The sequence below is a fragment of the Tenacibaculum sp. UWU-22 genome (genome assembly GCF_041021355.1).
Taxonomy (GTDB): Bacteria; Bacteroidota; Bacteroidia; order Flavobacteriales; family Flavobacteriaceae; genus Polaribacter.
Map to the genome: position 1 here is coordinate 32,242 of NZ_JBFNGP010000004.1, position 24,522 is coordinate 56,763.

General features: G+C 31.0%; 21 protein-coding genes. 15 read left to right on the plus strand and 6 right to left on the minus strand.

The genetic code is table 11. The features are described from left to right. Entirely contained in the window at nt 1-294 is a 294-nt protein-coding gene (locus AB2B44_RS07845) for a hypothetical protein (RefSeq protein WP_369049022.1), read from the plus strand. A gap of 91 nt (nt 295-385) precedes the next feature. On the opposite strand, the gene mgtE is transcribed toward AB2B44_RS07845, so the two are convergent. The 3 genes from mgtE to AB2B44_RS07860 all read right to left on the minus strand — a co-directional run bounded on the left by mgtE (nt 386) and on the right by AB2B44_RS07860 (nt 2,759). Continuing rightward, entirely contained in the window at nt 386-1,699 is a 1,314-nt protein-coding gene (gene mgtE / locus AB2B44_RS07850) for a magnesium transporter (protein ID WP_369049201.1), read from the minus strand. Between the two features lie 114 nt (nt 1,700-1,813). Next, nucleotides 1,814-2,128, minus strand: a complete 315-nt coding sequence (locus AB2B44_RS07855) for a DUF6787 family protein (protein ID WP_369049023.1) — start codon at nt 2,126-2,128, stop codon at nt 1,814-1,816. Nucleotides 2,129-2,177: 49 nt separating this feature from the next. Beyond that, nucleotides 2,178-2,759 (minus strand): tRNA-(ms[2]io[6]A)-hydroxylase, encoded by a 582-nt coding sequence (locus AB2B44_RS07860; protein ID WP_369049024.1) that lies wholly within the window; start codon nt 2,757-2,759, stop codon nt 2,178-2,180. Between the two features lie 202 nt (nt 2,760-2,961). On the opposite strand from AB2B44_RS07860, the gene AB2B44_RS07865 reads away from it, so the two are divergent. Both AB2B44_RS07865 and AB2B44_RS07870 read left to right on the plus strand, forming a co-directional pair. After that, complete coding sequence (locus AB2B44_RS07865) at nt 2,962-4,344, plus strand: DUF1800 family protein (protein ID WP_369049025.1); 1,383 nt, start codon at nt 2,962-2,964, stop codon at nt 4,342-4,344. A 2-nt stretch (nt 4,345-4,346) separates the two neighbouring features. Continuing rightward, the gene (locus tag AB2B44_RS07870; protein ID WP_369049026.1) at nt 4,347-5,519 is read left to right on the plus strand and encodes a DUF1501 domain-containing protein; all 1,173 of its coding nucleotides are present in this window, start codon (nt 4,347-4,349) and stop codon (nt 5,517-5,519) included. A 3-nt stretch (nt 5,520-5,522) separates the two neighbouring features. Here the strand turns inward: AB2B44_RS07870 and AB2B44_RS07875 are convergent, their stop codons facing one another. Together AB2B44_RS07875 and AB2B44_RS07880 are read right to left on the minus strand one after the other, a co-directional pair. Continuing rightward, entirely contained in the window at nt 5,523-7,727 is a 2,205-nt protein-coding gene (locus AB2B44_RS07875; RefSeq protein ID WP_369049027.1) for a SulP family inorganic anion transporter, read from the minus strand. Further along, the gene (locus tag AB2B44_RS07880; protein WP_369049202.1) at nt 7,720-8,562 is read right to left on the minus strand and encodes a universal stress protein; all 843 of its coding nucleotides are present in this window, start codon (nt 8,560-8,562) and stop codon (nt 7,720-7,722) included. The genes AB2B44_RS07875 and AB2B44_RS07880 overlap by 8 nt, the downstream gene beginning before the upstream one ends. A 201-nt stretch (nt 8,563-8,763) precedes the next feature. Here AB2B44_RS07880 and AB2B44_RS07885 point away from each other — a divergent pair, with 201 nt between their 5' ends. The 6 genes from AB2B44_RS07885 (at nt 8,764) to AB2B44_RS07910 (ending at nt 17,046) form a co-directional block, all read left to right on the plus strand. Next, on the plus strand, nt 8,764-8,937 hold the full coding sequence (locus tag AB2B44_RS07885) for a hypothetical protein (RefSeq protein ID WP_369049028.1): 174 nt from the start codon (nt 8,764-8,766) through the stop codon (nt 8,935-8,937). A gap of 381 nt (nt 8,938-9,318) precedes the next feature. Continuing rightward, nucleotides 9,319-9,597 carry a hypothetical protein gene (locus AB2B44_RS07890; protein ID WP_369049029.1) on the plus strand — a complete coding sequence of 93 codons (279 nt, stop codon included), beginning with the start codon at nt 9,319-9,321 and terminating at the stop codon, nt 9,595-9,597. 333 nt (nt 9,598-9,930) lie between these two features. After that, the gene (locus AB2B44_RS07895) at nt 9,931-11,511 is read left to right on the plus strand and encodes a DUF1254 domain-containing protein (RefSeq protein WP_369049030.1); all 1,581 of its coding nucleotides are present in this window, start codon (nt 9,931-9,933) and stop codon (nt 11,509-11,511) included. Between the two features lie 88 nt (nt 11,512-11,599). Then, nucleotides 11,600-12,691, plus strand: a complete 1,092-nt coding sequence (locus AB2B44_RS07900; RefSeq protein WP_369049031.1) for a DUF1214 domain-containing protein — start codon at nt 11,600-11,602, stop codon at nt 12,689-12,691. Between the two features lie 174 nt (nt 12,692-12,865). Beyond that, nucleotides 12,866-14,890 carry an alkyl/aryl-sulfatase gene (locus AB2B44_RS07905; protein ID WP_369049032.1) on the plus strand — a complete coding sequence of 675 codons (2,025 nt, stop codon included), beginning with the start codon at nt 12,866-12,868 and terminating at the stop codon, nt 14,888-14,890. A gap of 338 nt (nt 14,891-15,228) precedes the next feature. Then, the gene (locus AB2B44_RS07910) at nt 15,229-17,046 is read left to right on the plus strand and encodes a cation:proton antiporter (protein WP_369049033.1); all 1,818 of its coding nucleotides are present in this window, start codon (nt 15,229-15,231) and stop codon (nt 17,044-17,046) included. Between the two features lie 31 nt (nt 17,047-17,077). On the opposite strand, the gene AB2B44_RS07915 is transcribed toward AB2B44_RS07910, so the two are convergent. Further along, on the minus strand, nt 17,078-17,479 hold the full coding sequence (locus AB2B44_RS07915) for a helix-turn-helix domain-containing protein (protein WP_369049034.1): 402 nt from the start codon (nt 17,477-17,479) through the stop codon (nt 17,078-17,080). Nucleotides 17,480-17,820: 341 nt separating this feature from the next. On the opposite strand from AB2B44_RS07915, the gene AB2B44_RS07920 reads away from it, so the two are divergent. From AB2B44_RS07920 to AB2B44_RS07945, 6 genes are all read left to right on the plus strand, one after another. Continuing rightward, nucleotides 17,821-18,864, plus strand: coding sequence for a M14 family zinc carboxypeptidase (locus tag AB2B44_RS07920; protein ID WP_369049035.1), 1,044 nt, complete (start codon nt 17,821-17,823; stop codon nt 18,862-18,864). A gap of 109 nt (nt 18,865-18,973) precedes the next feature. Beyond that, nucleotides 18,974-19,453, plus strand: coding sequence for an Lrp/AsnC family transcriptional regulator (locus AB2B44_RS07925; RefSeq protein ID WP_369049036.1), 480 nt, complete (start codon nt 18,974-18,976; stop codon nt 19,451-19,453). Nucleotides 19,454-19,600: 147 nt separating this feature from the next. Further along, nucleotides 19,601-21,589, plus strand: coding sequence for a thiamine pyrophosphate-dependent enzyme (locus tag AB2B44_RS07930; protein WP_369049037.1), 1,989 nt, complete (start codon nt 19,601-19,603; stop codon nt 21,587-21,589). Between the two features lie 135 nt (nt 21,590-21,724). Beyond that, nucleotides 21,725-22,339 (plus strand): TetR/AcrR family transcriptional regulator, encoded by a 615-nt coding sequence (locus AB2B44_RS07935; protein WP_369049038.1) that lies wholly within the window; start codon nt 21,725-21,727, stop codon nt 22,337-22,339. Between the two features lie 4 nt (nt 22,340-22,343). After that, nucleotides 22,344-23,603, plus strand: a complete 1,260-nt coding sequence (locus AB2B44_RS07940; protein ID WP_369049039.1) for a TolC family protein — start codon at nt 22,344-22,346, stop codon at nt 23,601-23,603. A gap of 7 nt (nt 23,604-23,610) precedes the next feature. Continuing rightward, complete coding sequence (locus AB2B44_RS07945) at nt 23,611-24,507, plus strand: HlyD family secretion protein (RefSeq protein ID WP_369049040.1); 897 nt, start codon at nt 23,611-23,613, stop codon at nt 24,505-24,507. Nucleotides 24,508-24,522 lie beyond the last annotated feature (15 nt).

Consider the following 24,522-nt stretch of genomic DNA (forward strand, 5'->3'; position numbering starts at 1 on the left):
ATGAATACTGAAAATAAATATACAAAATTAATGCTAAGCCTGTTTTTTGATGCGATAGGATATGTTTCTTTTATTATTCCTGGGTTAGGCGAATTTTTAGATATCGCATGGGCACCAGCCTCTGCTTATATAATGACAAAAATGTATAAAGGCAATAAAGGTAAAATAGCGGCAGCTGTTAGTTTTATTGAAGAAGCATTACCAGGTTTAGATGTTATACCTACCTTTACACTTATGTGGTTATACACCTATGTATTAAGTAGTAAAGAAGTAAAACAAACGATTGAAGCATAAAAAATACTTTTTTATTTGGTCTTATATAGCGTGTTGGTATACTACCAGCATATAGTTATTATATTGATGCGCTATATAATTCTAAACAGTTTTAGAGTAATTTACCGCTTAAAAATAGGGCTGCTATAGTAAAATAAATTATTAGCCCTGTAACATCAACTAAAGTTGCTACAAACGGAGCTGACGCTGTAGCAGGGTCTAGACCAATCCATCGTAATAAAAACGGAATTAATGACCCTGATAATGTTCCCCAAAGGACTATAAAAATTAGAGATATGGCAACTGTAATGGCTATTGAAAACCAATATTCTCCGTAGTCGTAAATACCTGTTTTTTGCCAAATTAATATTCTAATAAACCCTATTAACCCTAAGATAGAACCAAGCATTAAGCCCGAAAAAAATTCTTTTCGCATTACATACCACCAATCCTTTAATTTTAGTTCTTGTAATGCCATTGACCGAATTATAAGTGAAGCCGCTTGCGAACCCGAATTACCACCACTAGAAATAATTAACGGAACAAAAAGGGCTAATACCACCGCTTTTTGAATTTCTCCATCAAAATAACCCATTGCTGATGCTGTAAGCATTTCACCAATAAATAGTATAATAAGCCATCCCGCTCTTTTGTGTACTAATTCTAACCAGGGTGTTTTAGTATATGACAAATCTAAACCTTCTGTACCTCCAAACTTTTGAATATCTTCTGTGTCTCGTTCGGTAATTTTGTGCATAATATCATCAAAAGTTACAATGCCTACCAATATACCGTTATTGGTGGTTATAGGCAAAGCAGCTCTATCATATTTATCAAAAATATTAAAGCTATCTTCTAACGAGGTTGTTGTTGTAATGTTTGTAAAAGCATTATCCATAAGTTCTGATAATTTTGTAGAATTATCAGCCATTAAAAGTTGTCCTATTTTAAGGTCGTCAATTAACTTATTATTTTCGTCTACAACATAAACAAAGGTTAAGGTTTCTGCTTTTTTTCCGTATTTTTTGATATTATCTAATACCTGTTGTACAGTCCAGTCTTTTTTTGCCTGAATGTAATGTGGGGTCATTAATCGAGCGATACAATCTTTTGGGTAACCAATCAGATTTAAAGCGGTTTCTTTTTCTTTTTCGTTAAGTAGATTTACCGAATATTTTATAAGGTTATCAGGAAAAGTTTCTAAAATGGTTGTTCGATCATCTGGACTAAGATTATTTAATACTTCTGCAAATTCTTTATCACCCAACGATTTTACAATTTCTTGTTGTGTAGATGTATCAAAATAAGGAAATACTTTTGATTTAAGCTCTCCTGAAAGCATCAAAAATGATATGTTTCTGCTTTTAGCATCAAGTTCGGTAAGCTGTTCAGCTATGTCGGCAGGGTGCTTATCTTGTATTTTTATATTTTCCATTTTTACTCAACGTCAGTTTGTTTTAGATACCCATTTTAGTTTTCTTTTTCAGAGAGTTTTGTGCCAATTTTCTTATTTAATTGTATTATACTGATGATAAAACAATTATTTTGAAGAATTTTTAAATAGAAAACCTAATCCTAAACGTGTTAGAAATCTTTTTTCAAAACTCCAAAAAAATCGAAATTGACCAAATAACCATCCCACTATTGGTAGCGTTATTTGATATATTGGAAATATTAATATAATTCTTAAAAACCAGTATAATAGCGGGTGTAAACCTGTAGGGTGTAGCCCTAAAAATTCAGTAATGGGCTTAGCTACCCAAGCAGAAAAAGAGCCATTGATGGCAAAAACAATAATAATAGCTATTACTGACCAGTTGCTTTTTATGCCCCAACGTTTTTTTAATTTTTCCATTTGTTAAAAAAGAAACAAAAATACAATAAAAAAGGTGGCTGTTTTTATTTTAACCATGAACCTTTGCAATAGAGCCTCTTTTTTTCATTATAGAGGCTTCAAAAGCAAGTAAGTCATTCCATTTTTTATCAACTATTTTTCTATCCATATACTTGCGTGCATAACCTAAAAATAAAGTATAATGGTTAGCTTCTGAAGCCATTAAATCTAAATAAAATTGTGCTAATTTTTTATCACCTATATTATCGGCAAATACTTTAAAGCGTTCGCAACTACGAGCCTCAATTAAAGCCGCTACCAATAATCTATGTATTAAAGCTTCATTGCGGTTCGTTGTTTTGGTAAAGTGTTTTTGTAGTTGTAAAGCGTAATCGTTTTTAGTAGCTTTTCCAAGGGTCATACCGCGTTCTACCATTAAAGCATGTACCATTCTAAAATGTTCCATTTCTTCGATAGCAATATCACTCATATCTTTTACTAGTGCAGTTTCTTCAGAATAGTTGATAATAATAGAAACAGCATTAGAAGCTGCTTTTTGTTCAGCAAATGCATGATCGGTAAGTAGTTGTTCTAATCCGTTTTTAGCAACTTCTGCCCAAGAAGTTTTAGTTTCAAATTGTAAGCCTAACATAATTTTAATTCTTGCAACAAATTTATAAAATAAACAATTATATATCTTGTTTTGTTTAATGTGTTTTTTAACGATTAAATTTTGGTGTTAAAGAAAAAAATAACGCATAAATTGTTTACTTTTATACAATTACATATTAGACATCATTATAAATAAACTAAACCTTTTTTTGTTTTAATAGTCTAAGTAGAAAAAGTAGAAAATGGAAATCAATCATTTAAATTCTTTACGATTGGGGTTTTCAACTAAACAAGCCTCAATTATTAAAAGTAAGGGTGTTGCTAAATATATAGGTAAACAACTTAGTGCAACAAATAAGTTATCTGAGCCTAATTTTATTTCTAGTAGCCCCAAAAGTTTAAAAGAACTACAGGCTTTAAGGCAAAAAGTAGTTAAAGAAGGAGGCGATAAAAAAGATATTACAAAACAGTTAGCCAAATTAAATTTTGATTGGAAAGCATTTGTAATAAAACGCTGTAATGAAACGGAATATCCGTTAAGAGAAAAAATAAATTTATTTTTTCAAAATCATTTTGTGGTAACGTCTAAATCAGTAAAAGTTCCTTTTTGGATTTATAAACATTATGAGACTATTAATAATAATTCGTTAGGTAATTATAAAGTATTAGTTAAAGAAATGGTTTATTCTAACGCAATGATTAAATACCTTGATAATCAGCAGAATAAAAAGGGTAATATTAATGAAAATTTAGGGCGAGAATTATTAGAATTATTTACTTTAGGTGAGGGGCATTATACCGAGTCTGATATTAAAAACACAGCTCATGCATTAGCAGGTCTTTCGTTTGGTAAAGAAAAAGGTGTTTATCGCCGATTTTTAAAAGATAATTCTACAAAAACAGTTTTCGGTAAATCGGGTAATTATAGTATTGATGATGTAATTGATATCATTTTTGAACAAAAAAACACGCCTTATTTTTTATCAAAAAAAGCCCTAAAATGGTTTTTTTACGATAATCCACCTGAAGATAAAATTGTTAAGTATGGTGATGTTTTAAAAGAAAATGATTTTGAATTAAAGCCTTTTTTTAACACCATGTTTATAGACGAGTGTAAAAATTTAAATGGAGGTAATCAAATTAAAAATCCGCTTATTTATTTTTTACAAGTTCATAATGATTTAAATATCGTTCCCAATTATAAGTTAATGGCTTTTATACTCAAAAATCAGAGTATGGATATTTACAACCAACCCAATGTGAAAGGGTGGAAAGGCGGAAAAGATTGGTTGACCTCACAAATATATGCCGATAGAAATCAATTTATTGATTTTGTTATTGATAGACGGAAGAATTATGAAAAACAATTAAATAAACAGTTAAAAAAAATCAAAGGCGGTAATGTTAATTTTACACCTGAAATTAACATTAATAAAGATGATAGTGCTAAAGTTATTTTGAATGAATTGACTGATAGAATGATTTTTAAGACCAATAAAGAGATGTGGTCTGAGCTTAATGAAATACTAAAGTATGATTTTGACCCCCATGCTGAAAATGTTGAAAAAAGTGTTTTGAGAGTATACCAATATTTAGCCAAAAGACCTGAATTTCAAGTTATTTAATCATGAAAAGAAGACAATTTTTTAGACTTACTGCAACCAGTACAGGGGGTATGTTGCTTTTACCCAATTTTTTAACAGCACAAAATTTGTTTGATATTAATACAACACTTAGCGATAATGTTTTAATATTTATTCAATTAAATGGAGGCAACGATGGGTTAAATACTTTTATTCCTTTTAGCGATCCGTTGTATTATCAAAAACGACCAAAAATAGGAATTCCTAAAGATCAAATAATCAATTCAGTAAACGGAATGGGTTTTCACCCTTCATTGAAAGACTTTGCAAAAATATCGCAAGACGGTAATCTTACGGTTGTTCAAAACGTGGGGTATCCAAACCCTAACCGTTCGCATTTTAGAAGTCGAGAAATATGGCAAACCGCATCAGATAGCAATAAGTATTTAGATTATGGTTGGTTGGGTAGATTTTTAGATATACAATGCAACGACAAAAGTTTAGCGGCATTAAATGTTGACAATATAGATAGTCTTTCTTTAAAATCTAGTCTTGCAAATAGTATAACGGTAAAGAATTTTAATAAAATTAAACAATATAATGCGACACCTGAAAATCAATTAAAATTATCTGACAATCCGCAGTTAGATTTTGTAAGAAAGTTAGAGTATGCTTCTTTAGAAGGCATGGACGAAATAGATAAAGCGTTAAAGAAAGCTGAAAAGTTAAATGAATCGTATGCAAACAATCCATTATCTAAAAATTTAGAATGGATGTCAAAGCTTATTAAAGGTGGTTTAAATTCTAGAATTTACTATACCTCATTAAATGGTTTTGATACGCATAACAATCAAATTCAAAGACACAAAAAACAATTAAGTATTTTAAATGATGCTATTTTTTCTTTTTATAAAGACATGAAACATAACAATTTGTTAGATAGGGTTACTTTAGTAGTTTTTTCGGAATTTGGTAGAAGGGTAAAAGAAAATGGTATGGGTACCGATCATGGTACTGCAGGTCCAATGATTATTGTAGGGGGTAACAACAAAGGAAGCGTAATCGGTAAAAACCCCAATTTAATTAATTTAGATAAAGGCGATTTAATTTTTGAAAACGATTTTAGAAGCGTGTATGCAACCTTGTTACAAAGCAAGTTTAATTTCGACTCGAAAGCAATAAATATAAATAATGATGTAATTAGCGGTATATTTTAAAGTTTAGCTACTGCTTTTTTGTATTACCTTTTTTAACCGAATACCAAAATCAGCTAACGCTTTAATTTCTTTTACACCAGCTAATCGCTCTTTACTGATAATTAAAAATCCGTTTTTATTGGCTTCTATATGATAATATTTGTTGCTTTCAAAAAACAAAATTAAGTCGTTGGTAAAAAACGCTTTAATTTTTTCAGGTTCTTTACCTGATAAGTAAAATCGGCGAGAAAAATCGGGATGATTTTCAATAATAATATCTTTAAACCCTGTAAAGTGATAGATGTATTCAAAAATACCTTCTTTGTCTAAGGTAAATTCGGGTATCTCTTTTTTGGTAGCTATATACATCATAGTAGCCTTGATGTCTTGCTTGGCAATTAATTCGCCTTCAGAAAATTCGATATCAAATAATGTACAGTTTTTGTTATATAAAATATTAGATATTTTAGTAATTTTCCGCGTTTTAAAATATCCAAATTTGGGTAAATTATTTATTTTTTCAGTAAGGTATAATTGATATTTCCACCCCAATTCATCACTAATCTTTTGTATATAGGTTTGTCGTTTAGTTAGGGTTTCTTTTTTATTGGTTTGGGTTTCAAAAGTATTTTTACGTAAGGCAAAGGGGTGTTCGCTACCTGTTTTATATCCATCTAACCCAATTACTTCAAAGTGTCCACCTTTGCGGTCAAATGTTTCAGCATAATTATGTAGGTTTTCCATTACCGAGTGGTCTACAAAATCGCATAAAGAAAAATCGACAATGGCATCTTCTGTTTCGGGTATTTGATCAAGTTTCGATTTTAATTTGGTGTAATTTAAAAAACTCGAAAAATTATCAACAGAAACATAATATTTACCATCTTCTTTAAACATTAAAACATTAGGTTTAAAAACATTTCTAACAAACAATAATGCATTTTTATTTATAATAATATGAATTATAAATGTAGCTAAAATACCAACTAAAATACCCGTTATTAGATTGGTTGAAATGGTTGTAAGTAATGTAACTAAAAAAATAACAAGCTGTTCTTTACCAATTTTAAATACTTTTTTAATGTTTTCTGGAGAAGCTAATCGGTAGCCCGTATATACTAAAATGGCGGCTAAAGCGGGTAATGGAATTTTACGTAACTCAACGGCAAACAATAATATAAAAAGGGCTAAAAATAGGGCGTGAAAAAAATTAGAAGACCGATTTGTACCGTTATTATTTGCATTTACCGAACTACGAGCAATTACTGCAACAACATTTAAACCACCTAAAAAGCCACTAATAACAGTTGCTATACCTAAAGCACGAATATCTTTATTTACATTTGATCTTCGTTTTAGAGGGTCTAATTTATCAACAGCCTTTATACTTAATAAACTTTCTATACTAGCAATTAAAGTAATACTAATAACAGCATTGATAAAATCGAATTGGTATATTTTACTAAAATCAGGAAAAACAATAGTAGAAAAAACATTATCAGGTAAGTTAATTAAATATCGACTCTCAATGGGGTATTTTGCAGTGGTAAAAAAATCGTAATAATAATACATTCCAACAGTTAAAAACACAATCCACATAGGAGCGGGGATTAGTTGAAAATATTTATTTCTTATTTTACTATAAAAAATCATAATTAATAAACTGCCAATGCCTACCAATCCTGCATATAATGTGCTTTGGTTTTGTGTGTGTAATAAATTTGAAATTTCTTGAGGTACTTGTTGTAATAAAGCAATAATGCTTCCTTTTGCATCTAAATTACCTAACATTACATGTATTTGTTTGGCAAAGATACCTATGCCAATAGCAGCCAGCATACCTTGAATAGCCGAGCTAGGGAAAAAATCACCTAAGGCTCCCATTCTAAAAAAACCGAGAATAATCATTATAAAACCCGAAATAACAATAGCTGCTAAGGTGTATAAAAAGCCTTGCGACATATCGCCATTACCCAAAGTAGTAATAGCAGCAAGAGTTACCACCACTAATCCATTACCAGGCCCTGTAATAGTAATATGTGAACCGCCTAAAATAGCTACTACGACACCACCTACTATTGCTGCAATAACTCCAGAAATAGGAGGAGCTCCAGAAGCTATTGCCAACCCTAAGCCTAGCGGTAAGGCTATTAATGAAACCACAAAGCCTGAAAATAAATTTTTAGGAATGTCGTTTATAAACGTTTTATACCTATTTTTTTTATTCATCTAACTTAACTATTAATACATCGGTTGGTAATTCGGATAAAATATATTCTAAATCATGTGGAAAAATTCGGTCTAATAAACCTAATTTAGAAGGCGGATTTATAATTAATAAATCGGCTCGTTTTACTTTAGCATAATGCCCAATTGAATACCCCCGACGACCAAAAATACTTTGAGTTTTTACAATAATATCTTCGGTGTCAATTTCTTTTAAAATACTTTTTACACGTATATCTTCGCGTGTTTTTATTCTTTCTTTAGAAATAGTGGTTTTACGTAATGTTAAGTCATCACTTACCTTTACGTCAAGCTCTGCTTGACTAATTTCTTCAACAATAGTAACTCTTTTGCAGTTTAATTTTTTGCAAACCTGAAAACCAACTGCTATTGTTCTTTTAGTTTTTTCACTTTTTAATCCATTTATTATAATGTGTTTACAAGGTACTCTTTCAATTGAAGGTTTAATTAATAATAGTACCGAGCAGGGAGCCTTTCTAGTAAGTTTTCGAGCAATAGAACCTACATAGTATTTATAAATATTTTCTTTTTGTAATGCACCAAGTATCAATAAATTTACTTTTTGGTTGTGTGCGGTTTGTAAAATAACATCTACAGGTTCTCCTTCTTGCCAAATACTTTTAAATGATTTAGAAACCTTTGGTGCTTCTTGTAAAAGGGCATTTAGTTTGGTTTCTTTTTCAGAAGTTTTTTGTCCAACATGTACACCAATTAAAGTGGCTTTAAATGTATTAGATAATCTAATAGCTTCAAATAAATTAGCCTTTAAGTTGGGCGAAAAAGCAATACCTATTAATATTTTATCAATCAAAATTATATTTATTTTACCCCGAATATAAGTATATTATTATTTATACGCTCCTTTTTATTTAGATTAAGTAAACAAAAGTAATTAATACAATAAGGTTAAGTGGAATAAAAAATAAAAAGAATTAATTATAAAAGATGCATTATTTTTTTAAATTGCTAAAAGTAAAATGGTTATGTTATATAATGTTGTAATAAGTTAATGAAAAATATGAAGAGAAAAATATTAATGTATATTATAATAAATATAATTTTAATTAATTTTTCTTTAGGTCAAAACAAAATTAAATTTAAACCAGGAGTAGGAGAACTAAAATTCAACATCAATAGTTACCATACAATAATTACTCAAAACAAGAATTTGAGTAAATTAATTACTGAATAAATCTGTAATATAAAATTCAATACGCCGATAAGAAAAAAATCAGAAAAATTATAAAGAATAATATCACATCTATAAAAAAAATAAAGGAAAAGAATAGAAATATTATTCTCTCAATTATGTGATTAGTTTATGATTAGACGAAATTATACTAAATCTTTTAACAGTTTAAAAACTAGAATACTATCGAAAATAACCGCTTTGACAACAATATAATACAACAATAAGTTTATTTTTAATAGAAAAATAAATAATATTAAATAGGTGTTATTTAAAATGCACAACAGGTGATAAATATATAATTTTATTTCATTTAGTTGATTTTCAGTTAATTTTAAACTATATTTGAACGTAAAATCAATCCCCCTTTAAAAAATAATAACTATGAAAAAGAAAATGAAATTAATTTCAGCAATTTTGTTGATTGCTGCAGTTTGCCACAGCCAAAATTCTAAAAATGGAACATCACGGTCTACAACTAATGCTAGTCAAAAAGAGGTCGTAGAATTTACCAAAGCACTTAATGTAGCTGTTTATCAAGAGTTTAACCTTGACGATAAAACAGCATTCGAAAATGTAGATAGAGGTTTCATCGCTCCTCGAATCGACAATGGAGATATTGAAGGTATAATGAGAACCAAACTATTCACAACAAAGCGCTAAACGTAATTTGGCTCTACTTTTCAAACTCCCAATACAATAAATTTAACAAAAAATGATTGCCAAGGGCAATCTATTGACGAATTAACACTAGTGATAAACAATCAACATCCTAGTAAATATTACTAGTATTTATTATTCAAACTTATTGTATTTGCCTTTTCAAAGTAGAACTACGTTTAGCACTTTGTCGGAGCACATTTCTTACATCTTATAAAACACAAAATTAAATTTATCGACCAACGTGCAAATTTAAAGAGAAATATGAAATTTAAAATTTGACGTTAGTCAGAATTATAATTAAAGAGAATCCTTAACAAATAAAATAAAACTAACATGAAATCTACTAAATTATTTTACTTGGCAATCTTATTTGTATCTATAGGTTGCCAAAATCTACAGACCCAACAAATTAAGCAGACTGAAAAGGATGCTAAGAATGTTCCAACTTTTTCACAAACCACAGACATTCCTGAAGGGCTGGTCACACCTGATGTCGTTGAAACATCAATTGGGACATTAAAATTTATGGATGGTGCACCACTCCCCGAAACGGCTGAATTGGTTTACGACAACCTAGACCGCATGCGTGGGGTTGATGCCTATTTAAAAGGAATACAAGGAACTTCTTTGAGAATGCTTATAAAAGGTCCAAAATCTTTAGGTATAAATGCGTATAATAAAATTCTGATTACTGCAGATCTTTTAGATTCTAAATCCTTTTTTCTGACAGGGAATACTTCTACACTATATATCGCTCCAACATTAGACTTAAAGGCGAATGGAGCAATGGTTGTGGAAGCTCCCCCGGGCTTGCTGGGTGGATTTAATGATGCCTGGTTCAGATATATAAATGATATTGGAGTTTTTGGTCCTGATAAAGGAAAGGGAGGAAAATTTTTAGTGTTGCCGCCAGATTATGAGGGCAATATCCCCAAAGGATATTTTGTAGTTAAATCTCCTACCTATAAAGTGTGGATTTTTATGCGATTATCAATAAGCCAAGGTTTGGAAAAAGCGGTACAGTTAGCCAAAGAAACGGTAAAAGTGTATCCTCTTTCAATGAAAGACAATCCTCCTAAAATGGAGTTTATAAATGTGTCACATAAAGTCTTCAATACCATTGATTTTAACGATTATACCTTTTTTGAAAACTTGAATGAAATCATTCAGGAAGAACCGCTAGAAATGCTCGACCCAGAAACAAGAGGTCTTTTTGCATCTATTGGAATTGAAAAGGGAAAACCCTTTGCTCCCGATGAAAGAATGAAAAAAATATTAACCGATGCAGTGGCCATTGGTAATGCAACAGCGCGTTCCATATCATGGTATCCCAGAGTTGAGGGTAGTGTAGATAATATGAAAGGAATACAGATTTACCCTGATACCAATAGCGGATGGTTAATGGCCTTTCTTGACAAAAATGTTTTCTTTAATGGGAAAGATGGGCAAACCATGAATAGCGATGCCAGAACATTTTTCTACTATTCCTATACGGTTGTTACTCCTGCTATGGCTGTAACTATCCCTGGAAAAGGCTCGGATTATGCAATCGGGTTTGTAGATGCTAATAAGAAACCGCTTGATGGCTCGAAGACTTATAAAGTTCATTTACCCCCTGATGTTCCTGTGAATAATTTTTGGGCATTTACTATATATGATACACAAACAAGGTCTCAATTACAAACGGATCAACCGTTTCCTACTGTGGGTAGTCAAACAAAAGGTTTCAAGACAAATGATGATGGATCGATAGATATCTATTTTGCTCCCGAAGCACCTGTTGGATTCGAAAATAATTGGTTGCAAACTATCCCCGGTAAAAGTTGGTTTACCATTTTGAGAATGTACGGTCCATTACAACCTTGGATCGATAAAACTTGGAGACCCAGCGAAATAGAACTTGTTAATGACTAGTTGAAATTAGATAAAAATTCACACATTTATAATAATGTATTACGACATACCATTGGGTATATTAAAATAATAATTAAAAATAAACAACATGAAACGATTAATCTCACTATTTTTTATTGGGCTCATAGCGCTAAGCGGTATTAATGCCCAAGGGCAAAATACGAGCCCATCAAACCAAATTCCCAGTTACAGAATCACAGAATACCTGCAATGGTATCCGGCTATCAAGCAAGCAGAAATGCGCGATGAATGGTTGACTAAATATTCTTACGGCGAATGGCAATTTTCAGGCGCCGTAACAGCTAAAGATAGAACAGTTATCACCCCACAGTCTGATGTAAACTATGGGTATTCATGGTTTAATATAGCCGACAATCCCATTGTAATAACTATGCCTAAATATCAAATGTATTCTTCATTAAGTGTGTTTGATATGAATCATTATATGGAGGTATTGATTTCTCCTGATAAACCAGTAGTGGTTCGTTTACCTAATCAAAAAAATCCTATTAAAGATTCATATGATATTGTCATTAATACCATAGAAGGTTTAGCTTTTACACGTCATGTAATTGTTAATAATGAATCTGAAGTATTAAACCTGGTTAAAAATAACCAGAAAATAACAGTAGGAAAAAGTAATAAGAAATTTTTAATTCCAAGTTTTACGGATAAAGAAGCCAAAGCCGGTCTTGAAATAATTAAAGACTACTCGCTCAATATTATCAAAAATGCAAGAAAACTATTTGGTAGTGAGTACGAAGGTGTTGGAATGATGGATCGATGCGCAGGAGTTTTTTTAGGTCAGTTAGGTACCCAAGCTTACGTTGCTGACTATTTACAATATCTAAAAGACCAAAATGGAGACCCGTTAAATGGTGTGGATAGCTATGAAATCCAAGTTCCTGCCGAATCATTAATGGCCGATAAAAATGGATATTGGTCTGTTACCGTTTACAATATAGAGGATCGTTACCTAATTCCGAACCGTAAAAATGTGTACAATGTAAATTATTATCGTACGGTTAAAAATAAAGATGGATCGGTAACCGTAAGAATTAATCCAAAGGGAGAAGGCGACAATGCAATACCCACCAATGGAAAGAATTTTTACGGCGTATTTAGGGTTTATAACCCAAAACTAGGAATAGTTTTTCCGAGTATTAAGAAAGTAGATTAAAAATAATTTCTGTATTGAAGGTTCACTTGTTTTGTCTACATAGCTAATTTTTATGTTTTGCATATAGATAAAATAATTATAAAATATTGATAAATATATATTTTTATTTCATTTAGTTGATTTTAAACTATATCTGAGCGTAATCAAAATAAATAACCCTTAAAAACAATAATTATGAAAAAGAAAATGAAATTAATTTCAGCAATTTTGTTTATTGCTGCAGTTTGCCATAGCCAAAATCCTAAAAATGGAACATCACGAACTACAACCAATGCCAATCAAAAAGAGGCCACAGAATTTACCAAAACACTTAATGCTGCTGTTTATAAAGAGTTAAACTTTGCCGATAAAACAGCATTCGAAAATGTAGATAGAGGTTTCATTGCTCCTCTAATCGATAATGGAGATATTGAAGGAGTAATGAGCGCCACTAAAATGAATTTCATGCAGAATAAAAAAGCCCCTGCTACTGTCAACCCAAGTCTTTGGCGTCATGCTCAATTAGTTAACCGAGGGGGGCTTTTTAAGGTAGTTGACAATATCTATCAAGTTAGAGGTCAAGATCTTGTAAACCTTACTATTATTGAAAGCGACAACGGTATTATTTTATTCGATATTGAGTATTCACCTAAAACACTAGCCAATTCTATTAAACTGTATGAGAAATATAGAGGCAAACGTCCGCTAAAAGCTGTAATAATTTCGCATAGCCATGCCGATCACTTTGGAGGGATAGATGGTATATACGATGCGGGACTAGCCACACGAGAGGACATTAAAAGTGGTCGCATTTTATTGCTAACACCTGAACATTTTGTAGAAGAAGCTGTTAGCGAAAACGTAATGGCAGGCAACGTAATGGCCAGAAGAGCTGGGTATCAATATGGAAATGTTTTGAAAGCTGGGCCAAAAGGCAAAATAACTGCTGCATTAGGTCTAGCTTTAGCTGATGGTGCATCGGGTTTACCCATTCCCAATAAGGTTATTACCAAAAATTGGGAAACCCTTACTATTGATGGCGTTGAATTTGAATTCTATTTAACCCCTCATGCTGAAGCTCCAGCAGAAATGGTATTCTTCATCAAAAAATGGAAAGCCATGTCTATGGCAGAAGATCTTAATCACCTTCAGCACAATATTTATACGCTACGAGGAGCAAAAACAAGAGATGCTAATTTATGGTCGAAGTATCTCGGTGAAATAATAGCGAGATGGGGTGGCGATGTTGAAGTAAATTTTGGTCCACATACTTGGCCAGTATGGGGCAATAAAAATGTAAATGAATACATGAAAGCACAACGTGACTTATATAAATCAATGTACAATACGGTTCTACGATACGCCAATTACGGCTATAGCCCACAAGAAATTGCCGAATACGCAAAACTTCCTGAACCTGTTGTCAAGAATTGGGACAATCGCCCTTATTATGGTCACTTGAAAAACAACCTGAAGGCCACATATATACTCAATCTGGGTTGGTTTAGTGGAAATGCCGCAGAATTAGCAATTTACCCTGATAATGAAAGAGGTAAACGTTATGTGGAAGCTATGGGTGGAGAAGACAAAATGTTGGATGCAGCCTTTAATGCTTTTAACAAGGGAGATTACCGATTTACGGTTGACCTACTGAACAACATCGTTGCATACAATGGAAAAAATACTGATGCAAATTATTTAATGGCTGATGCATTGGAACAACTGGGGTATCAAGAAGAAAATGCACTATACCGCAATCTTTATCTTTCTGGAGCTTATGAACTTAGAACAGGTGGCAATGTGCCAAATAAACTTAATACCGCTTCTCCTGAAGTAATTGCAGCTCTTCCTCCTGATTTGTTAATCTCTTATTTAAGTATGACAGTAGACCCAAAAAAAGCTTTGGTACTTGGTAATGTTGAAATGGATCTTGTGTTGAAAGGTGAAGGTCAATTTAGCCTAGAACTTCACAATGGCGTACTAAATAGTGTAATGGGCTACAAAAGTAAGAATCCTCAAGTTTCTTTAGAAATATCGAAACTTGATTTACTCGCTTTGATGTCAGGAAAAGTAACCTTAGACGATTTGATAAATAATGGAAAAGCAAAGGTTGATGGCAACAGGGAAGTACTCAAAAAACTGCATAGGATTTTTGACCTTGGCATGAAGAACAATATGAATTTGGTAATGCCTTTACAACCTGAAAACCAAATCAAATAGAAAGAAAGAAAAAAATGAGTCACCAGTATTTCTGGTGGCTCATTTTTTAACCTACAGTTTCAAGTATAAAAAGTATTTACCTATTGTAAGCGACATAAGAAAAAAACTTCATTTTTAACGCTAAGACCTTACAAAATATAAAGACATAGCTATAGAATACCTTTAAACCTGAATAATACTTTTAGCGGAGTTTTGTTTTATGAATCACATGAAAAATAAACTGAAATACTCGTGTACATTATAATTTATTGCTGGTCATAGGTAGTTTACAAAATTCTTGTCGATTTTCTGTTTGGTTTTTATTTGCTAAATTAACTGCTTTAAATATGTGATAAATTATGATTGAATTAGCTGCAATTGTTATTTTAGGAATTTTAGCTCAATGGGTTGCTTGGAAATTTAAAATACCCGCTATTTTACCATTAATTTTAATTGGATTATTTGTTGGCCCTATAGCCGCGACATTTTTTAGTGATGATGGTAGTAAGTGGATTGAGCCTGTTTGGAATGGCACAAAAGGGTTGTTTCCAGGTGATGGATTATTTTATTTTGTTTCGTTGGCAATTAGTATTATTTTATTTGAAGGAGGGTTAACACTTAAAAAAAATGAAGTTTCTAATGTAGGACCCGTTATAACAAAATTAATAACAATAGGTAGTGCTGTTACCTTTGTTTTAGGAGCTATTTGCGCTCATTATATTTTTGATTTAGATTGGGAAATATCGATGCTCTTTGCAGCATTAATAATTGTAACAGGCCCTACAGTAATATCGCCTATTTTACGTAATATACCTTTAAAAAAAGATGTTGCTGCAGTGTTAAAATGGGAAGGTATACTTATTGATCCTATTGGCGCTCTAGTTGCCGTATTAGTTTTTGAATTTATTAGTGTAGGCGGGGGTAGTGGTTTTACAAAAACAGCTTTGCTAGAATTTGGTAAAATTTTATTATTTGGTTCTACTTTTGGTTTTACGTTTGCTCATATCTTAATTTTTGTTATAAATAAAAAATTAGTGCCACATTACCTGTTAAATGTTGTATCGCTTTCAATGGTGTTATTGGTGTTTGTACTTTCTGATTTGTTTGCAAAAGAATCGGGTTTGTTAGCAGTAGTGGTAATGGGTATGGTAATAGCGAATAGTAAACTTAATAATTTTGACGAATTATTATATTTTAAAGAATCGTTGTCGATATTACTAATATCCATATTATTTATTGTGTTAGCCGCTAATATGGATATTAGCGAATTACTATTGGTATTTAATTGGAAAGCTTTTTTATTATTTTCGTTAGTAGTTTTAGTAATACGTCCTTTAGGCGTGTTTTTAAGCACCTATAAATCATCGCTTCAGTTTAACGAAAAATTGTTTATTAGTTGGGTAGGTCCAAGAGGTATTGTTGCTGCAGGTATTGCTTCTTTATTTGGTACAAAGCTTATTAAAGAGGGCTTTGCAGGAGCAGAATATATAACACCGCTAGTTTTTTTAATTGTTTTAGGCACCGTTTTATTAAACGCTACAACGGCACGCTTATTTGCTAAACTAGTAGGTGTATTTTTAAAAAATTCAGATGCAATAGTTATTATTGGAGCTTCAAAAGTAGCAAGAGTTATAGCCAAGTACTTAACAGCAAACGATAGAAGAGTGGTTTTATTAGATCAAAATAAGAATTATATAGACCAAGCTATTTCCGATGGCTTAGAAGCTTTTGACGTTAATATTTATAGAGAAGGGGTAAGTGATAATATAGAGTTGAGTGATGTAGGATATTTAATAGCTATGACAGGAAGCGATATTGTAAATAAATACGCAGTAAAAGAATTTTCGAAAACTTATGGGGAAAAAGGAGCATACAGAATAGCTACCCCTAATGAGGTAAAAACACATAAGCTTGAAAATAACGATGTGTTATTTACACAATACGACGACTATTTTAATTTAAATGAAAGTGCGAGAGATTATCCTATAATTAACGAGTTACAGGTAAGTTCGCCAGAAGATTATCTTGACAAAATAAAGCTGTTAAATAATGAGCTAAAAGCTATTCCTATCTTTGTAAAAAGAACTGGTGAATTTGATATTATTAGCACTTTTAACACCTCTAAAATAAAACAAAACGACGTTATTGTTTACCTAGGTAAAAAATTAAATATGTAATTAGTTTATTAACTAATCTAAAATTAACCGGTTAGTAGCGAGTGTTTTTATATTCTTCAAATGTACCATCATTATAAAAAACAACAATACGTTGTATTTCTTTAATTGTTTTTTTACCCTCCCTTTTTTCTTCTGCTTTTGTTGTAGAAGAGTCGAAAAGGGTGGTAGCATAAGAAGAAGTTGTTTTTTGTTCGGTTATTATTTTAGCCTTAGGAAAACTACCTTTACCATTTACCAACCAATAGATATCTACTTCGTTAAAAGTACTAGTGATTTTTAAAATAAAATCTAAACTAGGTTTATTTCTACCCGATAGGAGGTGTGAGATACTAGAACGTTGCACACCTATTTTGTCTGCAAAACTAGAAGCAGTTAAATTGTAGTGTGAAATGATTTCTTGAAGTCTATTTATAAAATCTTGATTATTTAACATTTGTAAACAATACTTAATATTACAAATGTAACAAAACTTTTTAAACTATACAAAAATCTCTTTTTACAAGGTTTTACAATAGTCTGTAAACCTAAACTTAAACATTAAATAATTAAACTTATTTACTTAAATGTAAGCACTTTATATTTTGTATATAAATTTTAATTATATTAAAAATATCAGCCTTGATAAAGCGTGCTTGTAAATGTAAAAAGAAGTTAGAAAAGTAAATTGACCATTAAAAAGATGTGGTTACAGAAGTAAACTAAGCTTGATTTACTTTTGTAACTTATATTGTTCAAAAAAAACTATTTTTGCAAATCATAATTTATTAATTAGCTATGCAATCAATTTTAATTTCTGAACTAGAAAACATTTATCGTCAACAAAAAGAACAATCACTTTTTGGCAAATGGATTACTTTTTCAGACATCAATCCGCTCTTGTCTAAATTTAACAAGTTTACAATTCAACAAATAGGTAGTTCTGAAAATAATACACCTATATATAGTATTAAAATAGGTAAGGGCGTAAAAAAAATTATGATCTGGAGTCAAATGCATGGCAACGAAAGTACAGGTACTAAAGCTGTTTTTGATTTACTAAATTGTTTTGCTAATTTAGATAATGCAATTTTTAAAATAATAACAAATAATTGTACTATTCAAATTATTCCAATGCTTAATCCAGATGGGGCATTGGCATACACCCGAGTAAATGCTCATCAAATCGATTTAAATAGAGATGCGGTAGACCAAAAAGCTAAAGAAAGTAAACTTTTACGTAAAGTATTAGAAGATTTTAATCCTAGTTTTTGTTTTAATTTACATGATCAACGCACTATTTTTGGGGTAGAAAACACAAAAAATACGGCTACTATTTCATTTTTAGCCCCTTCAGAAGAACCTACTCGTAAAATTACTGAGGGAAGAAAACAAACAATGGATGTTATTGTAGCAATGAATATGTTGTTACAGCAAGCTATTCCAAATCATATTGGGCGTTATACCGATGAGTTTTATCCGACGGCCACAGGTGATAATTTTCAAAAATTAGGGTATAATACGGTTTTAATTGAAGCGGGGCATTATCCTGATGATTATGATAGAGAGCAAGTCAGAAAATTTAATTTTTACGCATTACTACAAGGAATTTATCACATAGCTACCACGCAAGAGTTTACCAATTATAAGCCGTATTTTGATATTCCTAATAATCAAGAAATGTTTTTTGATGTTATTCATCGGTATCCACAAAAAAAAGCAGAAGACATTGCTTTTCAATACATTGAGTCGATAAAAGATAACCACTTTTTACGTACCTTAGAAAAGGTAAAAGAAGGTGATTTATCTAACTACTTCGGACATCATGAAATTATCCAATAAATAAAATTTATATTAATTTATTGATTTTTATATTAATTTATTAAATTTTGAACTAAAAATTTAAATAAAATTCATACTTTTGTTAAATTAATTGTATAAATTGAATAAAATGAAAAAATTTGTTTTAGATGAAATTGATCATCAAATTTTAGATATTTTGATTGAAAATGCAAGAACCCCTTTTACTGATATTGCAAAAAGGTTATTGGTTTCTGCAGGAACTATTCATGTGCGAGTTAAAAAAATGGAAGATGAAGGTATTATTCAAGGCTCTACACTTACGTTAAATTACGAAAAAATGGGGTATACCTTTATTGCCCATGTGGGTGTTTTTTTAGAAAAAACATCAAAAACCCAAGCTGTAATTGAAAATTTACGCCGTATTCCTAATATCACAGTTGCTTATGTTACTGCAGGTAAGTATAATATATTTTGTAAAGTAAGAGCTAAAGGAACAACAGATGCGAAAGAGATTATTTATAAAATAGATGATATACCGGGTATTAATAGAACCGAAACAATGATTGCACTAGAAGAAAGCATAAACGATAAAAAACGAATGATGCACGCTATATTTAAAGAATTATAATTACGTGTATTTTAAATTAACAATCCTCATTAAAATGAGGATTTTTTTATTTACATAAGTTCTATTTTATAATTAATAATTGAGTTTAGGTTGTCACAAACTGTTTTTTTTCCAGTATGTTTGTGTTTATTTATATACTTGGGCGGTATGTCAAATCAAATCATCTATCAAAAAAACAACCTTACCAATAAAACATTAGTACAGCTTTATAAATCGATGTTAAAACCTCGGCTGATTGAAGAAAAAATGTTGGTTTTATTGCGTCAAGGAAAAATTTCTAAATGGTTTAGTGGTATAGGGCAAGAGGCGATTGCTGTTGGGGTTACTATGTCACTAACCAAAGATGAGTATATTTTGCCAATGCATAGAAATTTGGGCGTTTTTACAACTCGTGAAATACCGTTATACAGGTTGTTTTCTCAATGGCAAGGCAAAGCAAACGGGTTTACAAAAGGACGTGATCGAAGTTTTCATTTTGGTACGCAAGCCTATAAAATTATTGGTATGATTTCTCATTTGGGACCACAAATGGGTATTGCAGACGGAATAGCATTAGCTAACAAGTTAAAACAAAACAAACAAGTTTGTGCTGTTTTTACTGGTGAAGGAGGTAGTAGTGAAGGTGATTTTCATGAAGCATTAAATGTGGCCTCAGTATGGAGTTTGCCTGTGTTGTTTTGTATAGAAAATAATGGGTACGGACTATCAACACCTATCTCAGAGCAATATCATTGCGAAAATTTAGCTGATAGAGGAAAAGGGTACGGAATTGAAAGTCATATTATTGATGGAAATAATGTTGTTGAAGTGTTTACAAAAGTATCAGAAATTGCTAAAAGTATTCGTAAAAAACCAAGACCTGTTTTACTTGAGTTTAAAACCTTTAGAATACGAGGTCATGAAGAAGCTAGTGGCATAAAATATGTACCTAAGCAGTTGATAGAATACTGGGAGAAAAGAGATCCTATTACCAATTTTAAATCGTTTTTATTAGCTGAAAAAATAATATCGGCTTCGCAAGATCAAGAACTTAGAAAAAAATTAAAAAAAGAAATAACTGCTCAATTAAAAATTGCGGATGGTGAACAAAATATAATCGCAAATCTACAAACTGAATTGGCAGATGTGTATAAGTCTCATGAATGCCAAGAAGCAGCCCCTTTATTTAATACTAAAAAAATAAGACTAATTGATGCTATTTCAGACGGATTAAAACAGTCAATGGAAAAGTATGACAACTTAGTTATAATGGGGCAAGATATTGCTGATTATGGCGGTGTTTTTAAAATTACAGAAGGGTTTGTTGACTTGTTTGGTAAACAACGTGTAAGAAATACTCCAATTTGTGAATCGGTTATTATTTCAGCAGCTTACGGATTAGCCATTAATGGTATGAAAGCCGTTGTAGAAATGCAATTTGCCGATTTTATTTCAACGGGGTTTAATCCTGTCGTAAATTTATTAGCAAAATCGTATTATCGTTGGGGGCAACCTGCCGATGTAGTTATTCGAATGCCTTGTGGTGCAGGGGTGGGGGCTGGTCCGTTTCACAGCCAAACCAATGAAGCATGGTTTACTAAAGTGCCTGGATTAAAAGTAGTGTACCCCGCTTTTCCTGCAGATGCTAAAGGCTTGTTAGCTACAGCAATAGCAGACCCTAATCCTGTATTATTTTTTGAACACAAAGCGTTATACCGTTCTATTTATCAAGAAGTTTCAGATAATTATTATACAATTTCTTTAGAAAAGGCCTCGGTAATTAAACAAGGTAATCAAATTACAATTATTGCTTATGGAGCAAGTGTACATTGGGCATTAGAAACCTTGAAAAATAATCCAGCTATTTCGGCAGATTTAATCGATTTAAGAATTTTACAACCCTTAGATGTCGAAACAGTTTACCAATCAGTCAAAAAAACAGGCAAAGTAATTATTTTACAAGAAGATTCGTTATTTGGTAGTATTTCAAGCGATTTATCGGCTTTAATTACTGAAAATTGTTTTAAATATCTGGACGCTCCTGTAAAACGTGTGGCAAGTATAGAAACTCCAATACCGTTTGCTAAAGAGTTAGAAAATCAATATTTACCAGCTGTTAAATTTGAAAAAGCATTAAAAACATTATTGGCTTATTAATTGTTTACAGCCTTTATTTTTAATGTAAATAACGCTTTATAACTTTTTGACCATCTTTTTTTTTAATTCAATTAATATTATTTGTACATTTGTTAACCAAACAGTTAAACTTTTTAGTTAATCTAGTGAGTTGAAATGATGAAAAAACAGAAAGACAATAAAACAGAAGAGCAAATATTAGTTGCAGCTCAGGTTATTTTTCAAGCAAAAGGAATGGACGGAGCGCGTATGCAAGAAATAGCTGATAAAGCCAATATAAACAAAGCGATGTTACATTATTACTATAGAAGTAAACAATTGTTGTTTGAGGCGGTTTTTAAAAAAGCATTTTCATTGTTAGCTCCACAGCTTAATGCAATACTAAATGATGATTCTTCGGTCGAAGAAAAAATAAGAAACTTTACCTATAATTATATTAGCTTTATTATTAAACACCCGTATCTGCCAAATTTTATTATTCAAGAATTAAATAGAAAACCTCAATTTATTGAAGAAATTAAAAATAACGTAGCGTTTCCAAATATTACAAAATTTAAACAACAGGTAGAAAAAGAAGTAGCCAACCAAATTATAAAACCTATAGCTGCAGAACAGTTATTTATTAATATTATGTCGTTAAATATTTTTCCCTTTATTGCTTCACCTTTAATTAAACCCCTTATTAATGTTGACAATAAAACATATCAGGGTTTAGTAGATGCTCGAAAAAAAGAAGTAGCAAATTTTATAATTAATGCGATAAAAAAATAAACGTATGAAAACTCTATTTTTAATCGGGTTGTTTTTGTTAACAATAAACCTAACGTATGGTCAACAAACAATTAGTTTAGAAAGTTGTTATGAGAACTTAAAAGCAAATTATCCTTTAGCTAAAAATCAAACCATTATAGCTCAACAAAAAGAGGCAGAACTTTCGGTTATTAAATCAAAAACATTACCACAGCTTTATTTTAATGCACAAGCTAGTTATCAGAGCGAGGTAACTCAAATACCTTTTCCTAATTCAAGTATAGAACCTTTAAATAAAGATCAATACCGTGCAACACTAACAGCAAACCAATTAATATATAATGGAGGCAGAATTAAAGCAACACAGAACCTACAAAATATTACTTCTGACAAAAAACAGCAACAGGTTGAAGTAAATCTATATCAATTAAAACAAAAGGTTAATCAATTGTATTTTTCGGTACTATTATTAGATAATCAACTAAAATTATTAGACTTAAGAAATCAGCAATTACACACAAAGTTAAAAGAAATAAAATCAGGCATAAAAAACGGTGTTTTATTACCTACTTCTGATAAAGTTATAGAAGCTACATTATTAAAAATTTTACAACAAAAAAAAGAAGTCATAAATAATAAAACAAAGCTAATAGGGTCTTTATCAATGTTAATAGGGGTTGCTATTGATACGCAAACTAAATTTAAAAAACCTTTAATTTCTTTAGTTAAAGATAGCGCGTTAAACAGGCCTGAGTTAACGTTGTTTACTTTACAAAAACAAGAGCTAACACAACAAGAGCAAGTGTTATCAAAAGCAAAAATACCTCAAATTATGGGGTTTGCAACAGGCGGGTATGGTAACCCTGGATTAGATATGTTAAAAAATGAATTTTCACCTTACTATATTGTAGGGGTAAAGGTAAATTGGAATGTATTTGATTGGAAAGAAAACAAGAAAAAAAGAGAAGTTCTAAACTTATCAAAAGATCTAATAAATAACCAAGAACAAGTATTTAAATTAAACACAAACACAGCCTTGAATGAACAGCAAAAAGAAATTGAAACCCTTCAGGCTAGTGTTGAAATTGATACACAACTTATTAGTTTGCAAAAAGAAGTGGTTGCCACTTCTGATTCGCAATTAAAAAATGGGGTTATTACAACTTCTCAATACCTTACAGAGCTTACAAAATTATATGAAGCCGAAAATATTTTTAATCAACACAAAACCCAATTACAATTAGCTAAAGCAAATTACAATACGCTAAAAGGTGAAATCAAATAAAATTACAATGAAAACAATAAACATACTAATTGTACTAACTGTTACACTTTTAACAGCTTGCAAAAACAACGATAATAGAGCAGATGGTTATGGCAATTTTGAAGCTACTGAAACCACTATTTCAGCTGAAAATTCAGGCAAATTATTGTTGTTTAATATTGATGAAGGAGACGTTTTAAAAGAAAATCAATTAATAGGCTATATCGATACCCTTTCGCTTCATTTAAAAAAAGAACAACTTATGGTGCAAAAAACCGTAATCCGAGCTAAATCTAAAGGCATTTTATCGCAGATTGGGGTGTTACAAGCTAAATTAAAAACTGCTGAAACCAATAAAGCACGAATTATAAGCTTAATTAAAGACAATGCTGGGACTCAAAATCAATTAGACGATGTAGAAGGAGAGGTAGCGGTATTAAAAAACAGTATTAACAGTATTGAAATTCAAAATGCACCAGTAGTAAGTGAATTTAAAAATATTGATGTGCAATTACAACAGCTCGATAACCAAATTCAAAAAAGTGAAATTGTAAACCCAATAAACGGAACGGTTTTATCTAAATATGCTCAAGCTAACGAAATTGTAACTTTTGGTAAACCGCTTTATAAAATTGCCGATTTAACAACAATGCAGCTACGTGTTTATGTTAGTGAAACTCAATTAGCAAATCTAAAAATTGGTCAAAAAGTAACCGTTAAAATTGATAATCAAAGCAGTATGAAATCGTATGATGGTATTATTAGTTGGATTGCTTCAGAAGCCGAATTTACTCCCAAAATTATTCAAACTAAAGAAGAAAGGGTAGCCTTAGTATATGCTGTAAAAATAAAAGTAAAAAACGATGGTAGTTTAAAAATAGGTATGCCTGCCGAAATGTGGTTAAATCCCGAAACAAATCAATAAGGTTTAAAATTTTAA

Excerpts from the sequence above, each read along its gene's own strand:
- AB2B44_RS07845 (WP_369049022.1), top strand. The coding sequence starts at position 1 with ATGAATACTGAAAATAAATATACAAAATTAATGCTAAGCCTGTTTTTT.
- AB2B44_RS07855 (WP_369049023.1), bottom strand. The coding sequence starts at position 2,128 with ATGGAAAAATTAAAAAAACGTTGGGGCATAAAAAGCAACTGGTCAGTA.
- AB2B44_RS07860 (WP_369049024.1), bottom strand. The coding sequence starts at position 2,759 with ATGTTAGGCTTACAATTTGAAACTAAAACTTCTTGGGCAGAAGTTGCT.
- AB2B44_RS07865 (WP_369049025.1), top strand. The coding sequence starts at position 2,962 with ATGGAAATCAATCATTTAAATTCTTTACGATTGGGGTTTTCAACTAAA.
- AB2B44_RS07870 (WP_369049026.1), top strand. The coding sequence starts at position 4,347 with ATGAAAAGAAGACAATTTTTTAGACTTACTGCAACCAGTACAGGGGGT.
- AB2B44_RS07875 (WP_369049027.1), bottom strand. The coding sequence starts at position 7,727 with ATGAATAAAAAAAATAGGTATAAAACGTTTATAAACGACATTCCTAAA.
- AB2B44_RS07885 (WP_369049028.1), top strand. The coding sequence starts at position 8,764 with ATGAAGAGAAAAATATTAATGTATATTATAATAAATATAATTTTAATT.
- AB2B44_RS07890 (WP_369049029.1), top strand. The coding sequence starts at position 9,319 with ATGAAAAAGAAAATGAAATTAATTTCAGCAATTTTGTTGATTGCTGCA.
- AB2B44_RS07895 (WP_369049030.1), top strand. The coding sequence starts at position 9,931 with ATGAAATCTACTAAATTATTTTACTTGGCAATCTTATTTGTATCTATA.
- AB2B44_RS07900 (WP_369049031.1), top strand. The coding sequence starts at position 11,600 with ATGAAACGATTAATCTCACTATTTTTTATTGGGCTCATAGCGCTAAGC.
- AB2B44_RS07905 (WP_369049032.1), top strand. The coding sequence starts at position 12,866 with ATGAAAAAGAAAATGAAATTAATTTCAGCAATTTTGTTTATTGCTGCA.
- AB2B44_RS07910 (WP_369049033.1), top strand. The coding sequence starts at position 15,229 with ATGATTGAATTAGCTGCAATTGTTATTTTAGGAATTTTAGCTCAATGG.
- AB2B44_RS07915 (WP_369049034.1), bottom strand. The coding sequence starts at position 17,479 with ATGTTAAATAATCAAGATTTTATAAATAGACTTCAAGAAATCATTTCA.
- AB2B44_RS07920 (WP_369049035.1), top strand. The coding sequence starts at position 17,821 with ATGCAATCAATTTTAATTTCTGAACTAGAAAACATTTATCGTCAACAA.
- AB2B44_RS07925 (WP_369049036.1), top strand. The coding sequence starts at position 18,974 with ATGAAAAAATTTGTTTTAGATGAAATTGATCATCAAATTTTAGATATT.
- AB2B44_RS07930 (WP_369049037.1), top strand. The coding sequence starts at position 19,601 with ATGTCAAATCAAATCATCTATCAAAAAAACAACCTTACCAATAAAACA.
- AB2B44_RS07935 (WP_369049038.1), top strand. The coding sequence starts at position 21,725 with ATGATGAAAAAACAGAAAGACAATAAAACAGAAGAGCAAATATTAGTT.
- AB2B44_RS07940 (WP_369049039.1), top strand. The coding sequence starts at position 22,344 with ATGAAAACTCTATTTTTAATCGGGTTGTTTTTGTTAACAATAAACCTA.
- AB2B44_RS07945 (WP_369049040.1), top strand. The coding sequence starts at position 23,611 with ATGAAAACAATAAACATACTAATTGTACTAACTGTTACACTTTTAACA.